This window comes from Acinetobacter sp. WA-87 (genome assembly GCF_039938935.1).
In the GTDB taxonomy this organism is placed as follows: Bacteria; Pseudomonadota; Gammaproteobacteria; order Pseudomonadales; family Moraxellaceae; genus Acinetobacter; species Acinetobacter seifertii.
Genome location: NZ_JBDUVF010000001.1, coordinates 1,275,929 through 1,290,331, shown reverse-complemented (window position 1 = coordinate 1,290,331; position 14,403 = coordinate 1,275,929). Strand labels below are relative to the sequence as shown.

The following is a 14,403-nucleotide window of genomic DNA, read 5'->3' as shown; positions in this document are numbered from 1 at the left end:
GAAGAAAAACCTAAGTAAGGTCAATGGATTTTAACGAATTTATAGGCTTTTTGATTGACCTAAAATGTAGCTAATATTGCACAATAATAGATCAAAAAAATTGAAATGATAAATGACTATTATTGATTTTTAGATAGTTTTTCTAAAATTAACTTTATGATAATTAAGAAAAATAAAATAATTTAAAATAACTATTGTTAAAATTGATGGAAAGGGATTTAATATTTTGCTGCTAAATGATGCATTTTAAAATGTATTGCACCAATTTAATTCATTACTATGCTGAGGACCGTGCATTGAAATATAACAACCTGAATGAATTCCTGAATTACGTGCAAGCGCGTGATCCGCATCAACCTGAGTTTTTACAAGCTGTCGAAGAAGTCATGACAAGCTTGTGGCCATTTATTGAAAAAAATCCGGAATATGCAGAGCAGGGATTGTTAGAGCGTTTGGTTGAACCAGAGCGTGTAATTCAATTTCGTGTTTCATGGATGGATGATCAAGGCCAGACTCAAGTGAACCGTGCTTTTCGTGTTCAATATAATTCAGCAATTGGTCCATTCAAGGGGGGAATGCGTCTCCATCCGTCGGTCAACCTATCTATTTTGAAATTTTTAGGTTTTGAGCAAACTTTTAAAAACTCACTGACCACTTTACCAATGGGTGGTGGGAAAGGTGGTTCAGATTTTAACCCTAAAGGTAAATCTGATGCTGAAATTATGCGATTCTGTCAGGCACTCATGATTGAGCTTTACCGTCATTTAGGTCCAAATACCGATATCCCTGCTGGAGATATTGGTGTGGGTGCGCGTGAAGTGGGCTACATGGCTGGCATGATGAAAAAACTCAGTAATGACACTGCATGTGTATTTACTGGTAAAGGAATTTCATTTGGTGGTAGCTTAATGCGTCCGGAGGCTACAGGCTATGGTACGGTTTATTTTGCAGAAGAAATGCTAAAAACACGTGGGCTATCTTTTGCTGGTAAAACTGTTTCGGTCTCTGGTTCTGGTAACGTTGCTCAATATGCTGCGGAAAAGGCAATGTTCTTGGGCGCAAAAGTGGTCAGCTTATCGGACTCTAATGGTACTGTTTATCTAAAAAATGGTTTTACAGATGAGTTGCTGGCTGAAGTTATGGAGTTGAAAAACGTTAAACGTGGACGTATTTCAGAGTTTGCTTCTAAGCATGGCTTTGAATATTTTGAAGGTAAAACACCTTGGCATATTCCTGTAGATATTGCTTTACCATGTGCAACACAAAATGAATTAACCGATGAAGATGCTAAAACACTGATCGCTAATGGTGTCATTTGTGTAGCTGAAGGCGCTAACATGCCATCTACACTTGAAGCTGTTGAACATTTTATTGAAGCTAAGATTTTATATGCTCCGGGTAAAGCATCTAATGCGGGTGGGGTGGCCACTTCTGGTTTAGAAATGTCTCAAAATGCAATTCGTTTGGGCTGGACACATGCTGAGGTTGATGAACGCTTACATGCAATCATGAAAGACATTCATGCCAATTGTGTTAGATACGGTACTAAAGAAGACGGTATTGTGAACTATGTAGATGGTGCCAATATTGCAGGCTTTGTAAAAGTTGCTGATGCGATGCTTGCACAAGGTATTTATTAAAATATAGAAATAAAAAATCCGATGCAAAAGCATCGGATTTTTTTTAGTCTAAAAATTATTTTTTAGGCTTTTTAACCATTTCTTGCTCTACAACCATATCTAACACATCTGCTTGGCTAGATTGATCTGCTGCTGGGTTTTTCACTTCAAAGCGTTTTACACGTAAAATTACGCGTTGGTTTGGATTGTGTTCAAAACCTTCGATTTGACCATAATATAATGACCAGTTTTTGTCGGCATAAGTTTTAACGCCTTTGTCATCATATTTAACTTCACGAACTTGCAAGCAAGTTTGTGGCGCAACACCCGTACAAGATTTAGTTTCTGGCGCTACTTCAAGAAAAACAGTTTTACCTTCAGACTGGTATTTTGCTTCAGGTGTCATTTTACCTGTGAACGTATATTTCTGACCTTGAGCATCAACGATTGTCAATGTTGGTTGATCGGCATTTGATGTATTAAGTTCAAATGGAATCGCACGTTTTTGGAACAGGCTGCTAGAGAATTGTTCCTGTTTCATTAATGCAGGTTCACAGGCCATCATAGTCGACATTACATCAGCAGTTACGATGGTATTGTTTTCAACTTTCCAAGTAGTGCCTTGGCGGTTACAACCTGTTGCGATAGATAAACGGTCGTTTGTGAAGTTAAGAACAATCGGCTTTTTAGTATTTTCAGGTTGATATGACCAAGAATAATCAGTTAAAGCTTGAGTATTAGTTGCTTTTACGCCTTGGAAAATATGCTTTTGACCTGCTTTATCTGTCATGCTTAAGATTACCTGACCATTGCTGTTACTAATTTCAATTGGCAATTTTGCTTCACTAAAGATGCTATTAGACAATTGTTCTTGTTTCATTAAATCGTCTTGGCAAGCCATCATTGTTGATGCAAGTGGAGAGGTTACAAGCTGGTTACCTTCAACTTTCCAAGTACCACCTTGACCATTACAACCTGTGTTAATTGCTAATTTGCCGTCTGCATTAAAGTTAAGAACAAGTGGCTTAGATGCTTTTACATTTTGGTAAGTCCAAGTATATTCACTTAGAGTTGCTGCAAGATTTTGTTGTTGCTCAGATACAATTGGAGCTTGAGTATGTGAAACTGTTTGACACGCCATCAAAGAAAAAGGTAATAACGCAAGAATTAAATATTTAATTTTCATTTAAAAACTTCAAGTAAAAAAAACAACAGCACTAAGCTTAAAACATTCTTAAAAAAAGAAAATGTAAACATATGATTGTTTCGGTTTTTAAAATGTATAAGTTTGTAAATTATTCGAATTTTTAATAAAAATAATGCTATACCCCGCGAAAACGGGGTATTTCCTAAAAATTAATCAAAACGATATATATCCATACCTAATGAACCCATTGTGAAGCTGCTATGAACAATCGTAAAACGATGACCAGTTCCCATAGCGAAAAATAACGGTGCAAAATGTTCAAGAGTTGGATGATTACGTTTTATATAAGGCAGTGATTGCCATTCCAACACGCCATCGTAATCTTGATGTGAAAGCTTATTAACGACAGTATTTCTAAAAGTTGAAGCCCATTCAGGAACTTTTGAATTGTCACCTTGCCAAGACAACTCAGCAAGATTATGGGTAATACTTCCAGAACCAATCAATAAAATTTGCTTTTCACGTAAAGGTGCAAGCGTTTGTCCAATTCGATAAATTTCTTGAGCACTTAAGGTCATCGGCAAAGAAATTTCAACAACGGGAATGTCTGCATCTGGATACATGTGTAAAAGAGGCATCCATACACCGTGGTCGCGAGGACGAGTACTATTGGCGTGTGCAACAAAATGAGCATCTGCCAATAACTTCAATATTTCTTCGGCAAGCTCTGGTTGACCAGGTGCGCTATAGCGAATCTCGTACAACTCTGGTGGGAAACCACGAAAGTCATGCCATGTTTCCGGACGAGTCGAACTACTTACTTCAAGTGCTTTACTTTCCCAGTGAGCAGACATCACGATGATTGCCTTTGGAGTAGGTAGATTTATACCAAGACGATGTAAAGCAGGACCCACTTGTTCTGGATCAAGTGCAAGCATGGGTGAACCATGTGAAATAAACAGTCCGGGAAGGGTTTGTAGTTCCATTTCATTACACCTGAGTTGAAAAGCAGAATAATAGTCATTATGCCAAAATCAGGACATGTTAAAAGTATTCTGATTTCAACGGATTGTTCTTAAAATGAAACGTTTGTTCTTTTTATGCACGGTGATAAGGATGATTATGATTAATGCTCATCGCTCGGTAAAGCTGCTCGATTAATAAAACACGTACTAAAGGATGGGGCATGGTAAGTTTTGAGAGTGACCAATGCCAAGCAGCCGCTTTACGTACTTGATCTGACAAACCATCTGGGCCACCAATAGCCAGTGCAACATCATTACCTTCAAGCATCCATTGTTTCATGGTGTCAGCTAGCTTTTCTGTGCTGAGTTCACGGCCACCCACCTCTAAAGCGATGAGTGTCTCGTTTGGTTTTAACGCATTTAAAATACTTTCACCTTCAATTTGACAGTATTTTAAAATATCCGCTTCCGAGTCATTTTTACCGCGTTTTGCCATTGGAAGTTCAATCACTTGAGTCTGGACAAAAGGCTGGATGCGTTTGAAATAATCTTCAAAACCAGTAAGTACCCAAGCAGGCATTTTTTGACCAATGGTCAGAATACGAATTTTCATGTGGTCTATTCAGTCAAAACAGCTGACACATTATACCTGAGGAGATGATAACCGCGGGGTGCAACTGGGCATAAAAAACGCAGTCCAAAAAATGGTGTTGGACTGCGATCAAATGATCATCTGTCTGGAGTTCAGATGACCATAGAGAATAAAAACAAGGCTATCTGTAACATAAGATAGATAAGAGTAAATAATAAAATTAATCACTCTTACTTCTTATTATGAGGATGGTTGGATATTTTTCAATCAAATTATGTAACAAAAAAAGAGAGCCGAAGCTCTCTTTTTTTTATTTTTCAATTAGTGACGCGCTGCTTTTGAACCTTCCACCGGTTTTACAATCGGTGTTTTGGGTAAAGGCTTTGGCATTGCAGTTAATGCTAAAGGTAAGATTTCATCAATGCTTTTCACAGGTTTGATTTCTAATCCTTCTTTAACATTGTCAGGAATCTCTGCCAAATCACGAACGTTATCTTGAGGAATAAAGACAAGCTTAATTCCACCACGATGTGCAGCAAGAAGTTTCTCTTTCAAGCCACCGATACGCATCGCACGACCACCAAGACTTGTTTCACCTGTCATTGCGATGTCTGGACGAATCGCAATACCAGTAAATGCTGATACAAGTGCAGTTGTTAATGCTAAACCAGCAGATGGACCATCTTTTGGAGTTGCACCTTCAGGTAAGTGAACGTGTACATCAGTTTCTTCAAATCGAGATGCTTCTATACCAAGTTCGTCAGCACGTGTACGTACTACAGTCATTGCTGCGGTAATCGATTCTTTCATTACATCACCGAGTGAACCGGTTGTAATAAATTTACCTTTACCTTTAACAGCTGCAACTTCAATAGTTAGTAACTCACCACCAACAGAAGTCCACGCCAAGCCATTTACACGGCCTACTTGTGCTTCGTCTTCAGCCATACCAAAGTCAAATTTATGTGGACCTAGATATTCAGGAAGATTGGCAGAGGTAACGTCAAGCTGTAAGTTTTTAGACTTTTTACTTACCGCTTCTTTTACCACTTTACGCGCAATTTTAGAGACTTCACGTTCTAAACTACGAACACCAGCTTCACGTGTATAGCGTTGAACAATGTCACGAATCGCTTCTTCATGAATTGTTAACTCTTTTGGACGTAATCCGTTGTTCTTAATTGCTTTAGGAACAAGGTAACGCTCAGCAATATTTACTTTTTCATCTTCGGTATAACCCGGTAGACGAATGACTTCCATACGGTCCAGTAATGCTTCTGGAATATTCATACTGTTTGCGGTACAGATGAACATTACTTCAGAAAGGTCAAGATCAAGATCTAAATAGTGATCGTTGAACTTACTGTTTTGTGATGGATCAAGTACTTCAAGCAATGCAGAAGCTGGGTCACCACGGTAGTCTTGCGCCATCTTGTCAATTTCGTCGAGTAAGAACAATGGGTTCTTCACGCCAACTTTTGTTAAAGACTGCACAATTTTACCTGGCATCGCACCAATATAAGTACGACGGTGTCCACGAATTTCTGCTTCATCACGTACGCCACCAAGCGCCATGCGAACAAATTCACGACCTGTTGCTTTAGCTACTGATTCACCGAGTGAAGTTTTACCAACCCCTGGAGGACCTACTAAACAGAGGATAGGGCCTTTGAGTTTTTTCACACGTGATTGAACAGCTAAGTATTCAACAATACGGTCTTTAACATCATCAAGACCATAGTGGTCAGCATCAAGAATTTCTTGTGCTTTAGCTAAGTTAATACTGACTTTACTTGCTTTGTTCCACGGCGTATCTAAAATCACTTCTAGATAGTTACGTACAACGGCAGCTTCACTAGATGCTGGCTGCATTGCTTTAAGTTTACGGAACTCAGCTTCAGCTTTTTTGCGTACGTGTTCAGGTAAATCAGCTTCAGCAAGACGTTTCTCAATTTCAGCAACGTCGTCTTCAGCACCGCCATTCATATCGGAAAGTTCACGTTGAATGACTTTCATTTTTTCATTTAGAAAGTATTCACGTTGGTTCTTTTCCATTTGGCGTTTTACGCTGTCATGTAAAGTTTGCTCAATTTGCTGTTCAGCAGATTGATTCATCAAGTAGTTCATTAACTCTTGCAAATGTGCTTCAAACTCATCGTGCTCTAAAAACTTCTGTTTAATTTCAATATTTAGAGGTACACGAGTTGCTACGAAGAACATAAGTTGCAATAAGTCTTCGATTTTATTGGCAGCAGCAACGAGTTCACGTGCATTACGTAATTTTGCTTCTGCATATTGAGCAAATAAGTTACGTAACTCTTGTAAACGAGTTTCTTGAGTTGCCTTATCTACATTAATAGTCATTGGACTTAGATCATGTTCAGCAGTCAAATAACTATCTTCATCGATAATTTTTGTGAGCTTAGAACGATGTAAGCCTTCAATAAGTACTTTAATGCAGTTTTCATCATTTTCATGATTAACTACTTGTACAATCTTAGCGACTGTACCGTACTGGTATAAATTGTCGTGATCAATTTCTTCTGTAAGCGAATCTTTTTGCGCAACTACAAATACTAAATTGTCACTGTTACGAGCCACATCAACTGCATTGATCGATTTTTCACGACCCACGAATAGCGCAATTTGCATGTGTGGATAAACCACAACATCACGTAAGGCTAATAGTGGTAATACACTTGGAACCTGAGGCTCTAAGTCAGTTTTTTCATTCATAATAAGTTCAGACATGGGCACTCCTAATGAGTGACAACGAGGTTGCCATGTTTTTTATAGTGATGTGTATTTCAAAAATTACAAGGGCATGACAATAGAAAATGTTGAAAAAATGACTAATTTAGTCAACTTTTTTTTTAAAATGTTATGAATCAATAGATTAATTCTTAAGAAGAATAAAATTTTGTAGTGAAGCTAAGCATTTTTACTTAATAATTACTCTTTGCCGTACAAGTAAGGAGGTCAGTTTTCGAAACAAATGTTTTGTTTAGTTTTATTTTATAATAAGTATTTTTATTAAGTATATTTAAAATTTTATTTATTTTATAATTTATTATGAGTGAAATAAATACACTATTATTTATAATATACAGGTGTATTTTAAATTAAATGATTTTTGCAAAATAATTATATTAATAATGATATTTATTTTAGAGTTAATATTCTATTTTTATAATATACAGATGTATTTTAAAATGTATTTATTTTTATTAACTTTATAAAAATTAATCATATATTTAGAGTTATTATTCTATTTTAAAATAAGTTTACTTATTTTTAACAAAAACAAAACACTCTATCGTTAATTAATTTTTTATTTATTAAATTCAGTAATTTGAAATTAATTATAAAAATGTAATTTGTGATTAAAATCACAATTTTTCTTATCATTATTTTGTTTTTATATTTACCCTTTAAATTTATTCAATTAGGATGCCGCCTCTTTTTTTGGGCCGAAAATTTTAAAAATGTATTTGTACATTTTTATTGGTCTTTGAGTTTGGTATTTGTCTGAGAATTTTTATGAATAAAGTTTATAAGGTCATTTGGAATGCTTCGATTGGAGCATGGGTTGCAACATCTGAAATTGCAAAAGGTAAAACAAAGACTAAATCAAAAACTTTAAATGCATCAGCGATTATTTTAACTATTTTAATTAGTTTTACGCCAAATGCTTTTGCAGGAACAAATACCGAGGGTGGAGTAGGCCAAGGAACATCTATTTCAGGTACCACTTCTTGTCGTGAAGGGAATGCAAGTACTGCCAATCAAAAAGATGTCGCTATTGGTTGTGGAGCCCAAACTCAAGACCGAACAGGCTCTAACATCGCAAACCGTAACAATCCTTATAATAATTCTACTGGTGCTTACGCTGGTGCAATGAAACAAGGTGGAGCAATCAGTGTCGGTACTGGCGCTGTAGTTGAGAAAGGTTTAGGTACTGCAATTGGTTCTTATGCGACAACTCAAGGTATTTCAGGTGTAGCAATTGGTACTGGAGCTTTGTCTTCTGGAAATACTGCTCTTGCGGTTGGTCGCCAATCTGCGGCGACTGCCGATTTTTCTCAAGCCATTGGTAATGTTGCAGCAGCTACAGGTAAAGGCTCTTTAGCAATTGGTCACTCGGCAACGGCAGAAGGTTACCGTTCAATTGCAATTGGTTCGCCAGATATTGAAAACGCTGACCCAGTTGCGGGACAGGCGGGTGCTGCTTATCAACCTAAAATGGCAACAAAAGCAACGGGTAAAGACTCGATTGCGTTTGGTGGTGGCGCAGTGGCCACTGAAGAAAATGCTTTAGCGATTGGTGCATTTTCAGAATCTAAAGGTAAAAAATCTGTTGCAATTGGTACAGGCGCAAAAGCACAAAAAGATAATGCCGTTGTGATTGGAGACCAAGCTGAAGCTACTTTTGATGGTGGTGTAGCAATTGGTAAAGGTGCACGTTCAGAAGCTGAAAATAGTATTGCTGTAGGTAAAGATTCAAAAGCAGTCCAAGCTAGGGGTGAAAGTTTCTTAACTAAACAATCAGCTCCAACTGGTGTTTTATCAATTGGTGATGTGGGAAGTGAACGCCGTATTCAAAATGTAGCAGACGGTTCAGCAGATTCGGATGCTGCCACCATACGTCAGTTAAAAGCGGCTCGTACTCATTATGTCAGTATTAATGATAATGGTCAGCAAGGCAGCAATTTTGAAAATGATGGGGCGACTGGACGTAATGCAATTGCTGTTGGAGTGAATACTTCTGCTACTGCTCGTGATGCAATGGCGATTGGTGGATATGCACGAGCAACGGGAATTGGTGCAATTTCAATGGGTAGCAGCAGCCAAACAGTTGGCAGTGGTGATGTTGCGATTGGCCGTAATGCATCGACTAAAGGAGCAGAAGGGACACCGTCTGGTTATAGCAACCAATCAATTGCGATTGGTGACCAGACCAAAGCGATTGGAGATCAGTCGATTGCGATTGGTGCCGATGTCATTGCAAGAGGAAACTCTTCTGTTGCTATTGGTGGTGATGATGTAGATAAAATTGCACAAGATGCTGAGCTGAGTAAAACCTATACAGAAATTACGGGAGGGATACTTAAAGCAGGTAAGTATCCAACAACTGAAGCGAATCACGGCTCAACTGCTGTAGGTACTCAAGCTGTAGGTACTGGTGCATTTTCATCGGCTTTCGGTATGACATCTAAAGCAACTGGTGATGCTTCATCTGCTTTTGGCGTCATGTCTAATGCTTCAGGTAAAGGTGCTGCTGCATTCGGTGCTGTTGCACAAGCAACAGGTGATAACTCGGCTGCAATTGGTAAAGGGGCTGAGGCTACAAATGAAAATGCTGCTGCTGTCGGCGGCGGTGCAAAAGCAGCTGGTAAAAATGCTGCAGCCATTGGTGGTGGTGCAATTGCCGACCAAGAAAATGCAGTTGCAGTTGGTCAAGGTGCCCAGTCTTTAGTTGAAGGTGGTGTCGCTTTAGGTGCACGTAGTAAAGTAGAAGCTAAAAATAGTGTTGCTTTAGGCCAAGATGCTGTAGCAACCGAAGCGACAGGAAGCTCTTTCCTGACCAATCGTGATGCTTCTAAATCTAATGGTGTTATTTCTGTTGGGTCGGCTGGAAAAGAACGCCGTATTACCAATGTTGAAGATGGCTCAGCTGACTCAGATGCGGTAACAGTACGCCAGCTTAAAAATGTTGATGGACGTGTAAACCAAAACACGAGCAATATTAGTAAAAATGCTCAGAATATTACCAATCTAAATCAAAAGTTAGATGATACAAAAACTGACTTGGGTAACCAGATTACTGATACCAACATTAAGTTAAACAATACCAAAGATCAGTTAACGACTCAGATTAATGATACTAAAACTGAGTTAAACAACACGATTGGTAATACGAAAACTGAATTAAATACAAAAATTGACAGCACCAAGACCGAGCTTGAAAACAAAGGCTTGAACTTTGCCGGTAATAGCGGTGCAGATGTCCACCGTAAATTGGGTGAGAAGCTCAATATTGTAGGTGGGGCGGATGCTTCAACTCCAGCTGCAAAAACAAGCAGTGAAAATGTCATTACCCGTACCACTCAAGATGGTATCCAGATTGAACTGTTAAAAGACTCGAAGTTTGACAGTGTGACTACTGGCAATACGACTTTGAACAATAACGGTTTGACAATTAAAGACGGTCCAAGCATTACTAAAGAAGGTATTAATGCGGGTGGCAAACAAATTACCAATGTAGCAGATGGTGTAAATGCTAAAGATGCAGTGAATGTTGATCAGCTCACCAAAGTGAAAGATAACTTAAATGGCAAAATCACTGATACAAATAATCAGTTAAATGATGCGAAAAACGATTTGGGTAATCAGATCGCAGATACCAACAAGAATTTAAATGATGCTAAGAATGATCTTGGTAATCAAATTACCGATACCAACACCAAGTTAAACAATACCAAAGATCAGTTAACAACTCAGATTAATGACACTAAAACTGAGTTAAACAACATGATTGGTAATACGAAAACTGAATTAAATACCAAAATTGACAGCACCAAGACCGAGCTTGAAAACAAAGGCTTGAACTTTGCTGGCAATAGTGGAGCAGATGTCCATCGTAAACTTGGTGAGAAGCTCAATATTGTGGGTGGGGCGGATGCTTCAACTCCAGCAGCTAAAACAAGCGGTGAAAATGTCATTACTCGTACCACTCAAGATGGCATTCAGATTGAGTTATTAAAAGACTCGAAGTTTGACAGTGTGACTACCGGTAACACGACTATAAACAACAATGGTTTAACTATTAAAGATGGTTCAAGCATTACTAAAGAAGGTATTAATGCTGGTGGTAAACAAATTACCAATGTAGCTGATGGTGTAAACGCTAAAGATGCAGTGAATAAAGGTCAGTTAGATGATCTTGCTGCCAAGCAAAATGCAACTGATGATGCTGCCGTAAAATATGATGATGCCAAGACCAAAGACAAAGTTACCTTAAAAGGTAAGGATGGTACGGTTTTAGATAACGTGAAAGCAGGTAACATTTCATCTACTTCAAAAGAAGCGGTAAATGGTAGCCAGATTCATAATATTTCAAACAGTATTAAAAACAGCATTGGTGGCAATACAGTTGTAAATCCAGATGGTAGTTTGACCACGAATAATATTGGTGGAACAGGCAAGAATAATATCAATGATGCAATTAGTGAAGTAAAAAATACTGCAACTAAAGCAAAAACCACTGTAACTGAAGGTGATAATGTCGTTGTAAAAGAAACTGTTAATAAAGATGGTAGTACTAACTACGAAGTATCGACTAAAAAAGATCTGACATTAAACAGCGTAACTGCAGGCGATAGCGTACTTACTAATAATGGCTTAACTATTAAAGAAGGTCCAAGCCTTACTAAAGACGGTATAAATGCTGGTAGCAAACAAATTACCAATGTGGCAGATGGTGTAAATGCTAAAGATGCAGTGAATGTTGATCAGGTAACTAAAATCAAAGACAGCTTAAATGGCAAAATCACTGATACCAACACCAAGCTAGACATGACTAAAGATCAGTTAACGACTCAGATTAACGATACCAAGAATGAGTTAAACAACACGATTGGTAACACAAAAACTGAGCTGAATAGCAAAATCGACAATACCAAGGTTGAGCTTGAAAACAAAGGCCTGAACTTTGCTGGCAACAGTGGAGCAGATGTCCACCGTAAACTTGGTGAGAAGCTCAACATTGTAGGTGGTGCAGCTGCTTCAACTCCAGCAGACAAGACCAGTGGTGAAAATGTTATTACCCGTACTACTCAAGATGGTATTCAGATTGAGCTATTAAAAGACTCGAAGTTTGACAGTGTGACTACTGGCAATACCACTTTGAACAATAACGGTTTGACTATTAAAGAAGGTCCAAGCATTACTAAAGACGGTATTAATGCAGGTGGTAAACAAATTACCAATGTAGCTGATGGTGTAAATGCTAAAGATGCAGTGAATAAAGGTCAGTTAGATGATCTTGCTGCCAAGCAAAATGCAACTGATGATGCTGCGGTGAAATACGATGACGCCAAAACCAAAGATAAAGTTACCTTAAAAGGTAAAGACGGCACGGTTTTAGATAACGTGAAAGCTGGCAACATTTCATCGACTTCAAAAGAAGCAGTAAATGGCAGCCAGATTCACAATATTTCAAACAGTATTAAAAACAGCATTGGTGGAAATACCGTTGTAAACCCAGACGGCAGCCTGACGACCAATAACATTGGTGGAACAGGTAAAAACAATATTAATGATGCAATTAGTGAAGTAAAAAATACTGCGACTAAAGCAAAAACGACCGTAACTGAAGGTGACAACATTGTTGTAAAACAATCTGTTAATAAAGATGGTAGTACTAACTACGAGGTAGCGACCAAGAAAGATCTAACTTTAGATAGCGTTACTACAGGCGATAGCATACTTAATCATAATGGTTTGACTATTAAAGATGGTCCAAGCATGACTAAAGATGGCATTAATGCCGGCGGTAAGAAAATTACTGATGTCGCGAATGGCGTTATTGCACAAAACTCTCAAGATGCTGTAAATGGCAATCAGGTTCATAACATCTCAACAAGTATTAAAAATAGCATTGGTGGAAATACAGTTGTAAACCCAGACGGTAGCCTGACGACTAATAACATTGGTGGCACGGGTAAAAACAATATCAATGACGCAATCAAGTCGGTAGATGACAAAGTCACTAATGGTGTAAATGACTTGACCCAAAAAGGGCTGAATTTTGGTGCAAATGACCAGAAAGCAACTCAGGGTAAAGCTGTTCATCGTAAGCTTGGTGACACCATTAATATTGTAGGTGGTGCTAATCCAGAAACTGCTGAAGATAAAACCAGTGGTGAAAACATTATTACTCGTACCACAGAAGATGGCATCAAAATTGAGATGCTAAAAGATGTGAAATTCGACAGTGTAAATGTCGGTGGTCATATCTTGAATCAGCAAGGTCTCATCATTAAAGACGGTCCAAGTGTCACAATTAATGGTATTGATGCTGGAAGTAAGCAAATCACCAATGTTGCAGATGGGGTTAATGCAAAAGACGTAGTCAATAAAGGCCAGTTAGATAAGCAAATTAATGAAATTAAAGATCAAATTGGTAAAGATATTGGCAAACTTTCTGATCATGCTGTGCAGTATGACAAAGATAAAAATGGCAATGTCGACAAGAACTCAGTCACTTTAGGTGGTGGAGATAAAGGTACCAATCTGAAAAATGTAGCTGATGGTAAAGTTGCTGAAGGCTCTAAAGACGCCGTAAATGGTGGCCAATTGTGGAATGTTCAAAATCAGGTCGATAAGAACTCGAATGATATTAAGAACATTCAGAACAACATTGACAACATTTCTAATGGTAAAGCCGGTTTAGTTCAACAGCAAAAACCAAATGCTGAAATCACGGTCGGTAAAGACACGGGTGGTACTAGCGTAAATATGGCTGGTAAAGACGGTGATCGAGTTATCCAAGGTGTTAAAGATGGCGAGATTAAAGCTGGTTCGAACCAAGCCGTAAATGGTGGTCAGATTCACAATATTTCAGACAGTATTAAAAACAGTATTGGTGGAAATACATCAGTAAATAGTGATGGTTCAATCACGACTAAGAATATTGGTGGAACAGGTAAAGACAATATTCATGATGCCATTGGTACGTTAAATCAGTCGAACCAAGAATTAGGCAACAAAATTACCAATCTGGGAGATCAGTTACAACAAGTATTCTATGACACCAATAAACGTATTGATGACGTTGAGAAAAAAGCCAATGCGGGTATTGCTGCTGCTATGGCTTTAGAAAATGCGCCATTTGTAGCAGGTAAATATACCTATGCTGTTGGTGCTGCATATCATGGTGGTGAGAACGCAGTCGGTGTGACCTTACGTAAAACCTCTGACAATGGCCGTTGGTCAATCACAGGTGGTGTAGCAGCTGCTTCTCAAGGTGAGCCAAGCGTTCGTATTGGTATTAGTGGTGTTATTAACTAAGAAACTGGT

General features: G+C 38.2%; 6 protein-coding genes. 2 read left to right on the top strand and 4 right to left on the bottom strand.

Annotated features, from left to right (window positions below; all coding sequences use genetic code 11):
* Window positions 1–236 precede the first annotated feature (236 nt).
* Window positions 237–1,640 carry an NADP-specific glutamate dehydrogenase gene (gene gdhA / locus ABFY81_RS06065; RefSeq protein WP_347913324.1) on the top strand — a complete coding sequence of 468 codons (1,404 nt, stop codon included), beginning with the start codon at window positions 237–239 and terminating at the stop codon, window positions 1,638–1,640.
* Between the two features lie 55 nt (window positions 1,641–1,695).
* Here the strand turns inward: gdhA and ABFY81_RS06060 are convergent, their stop codons facing one another.
* The 4 genes from ABFY81_RS06060 to lon form a co-directional block, all read right to left on the bottom strand.
* Complete coding sequence (locus ABFY81_RS06060) at window positions 1,696–2,805, bottom strand: META and DUF4377 domain-containing protein (protein WP_347913323.1); 1,110 nt, start codon at window positions 2,803–2,805, stop codon at window positions 1,696–1,698.
* Between the two features lie 170 nt (window positions 2,806–2,975).
* Window positions 2,976–3,752, bottom strand: a complete 777-nt coding sequence (locus ABFY81_RS06055; RefSeq protein ID WP_263613187.1) for a class III extradiol ring-cleavage dioxygenase — start codon at window positions 3,750–3,752, stop codon at window positions 2,976–2,978.
* Window positions 3,753–3,864: 112 nt separating this feature from the next.
* A complete protein-coding gene (gene rlmH, locus ABFY81_RS06050; protein ID WP_002054393.1) occupies window positions 3,865–4,344 on the bottom strand; it encodes a 23S rRNA (pseudouridine(1915)-N(3))-methyltransferase RlmH in 480 nt (159 codons plus the stop codon).
* A gap of 300 nt (window positions 4,345–4,644) precedes the next feature.
* Window positions 4,645–7,074, bottom strand: coding sequence for an endopeptidase La (lon, locus tag ABFY81_RS06045; RefSeq protein WP_347913322.1), 2,430 nt, complete (start codon window positions 7,072–7,074; stop codon window positions 4,645–4,647).
* Window positions 7,075–7,863: 789 nt separating this feature from the next.
* Between lon and ata the strand changes: the two genes are divergently transcribed.
* Window positions 7,864–14,394 (top strand): trimeric autotransporter adhesin Ata, encoded by a 6,531-nt coding sequence (gene ata, locus ABFY81_RS06040; RefSeq protein WP_347913321.1) that lies wholly within the window; start codon window positions 7,864–7,866, stop codon window positions 14,392–14,394.
* Window positions 14,395–14,403 lie beyond the last annotated feature (9 nt).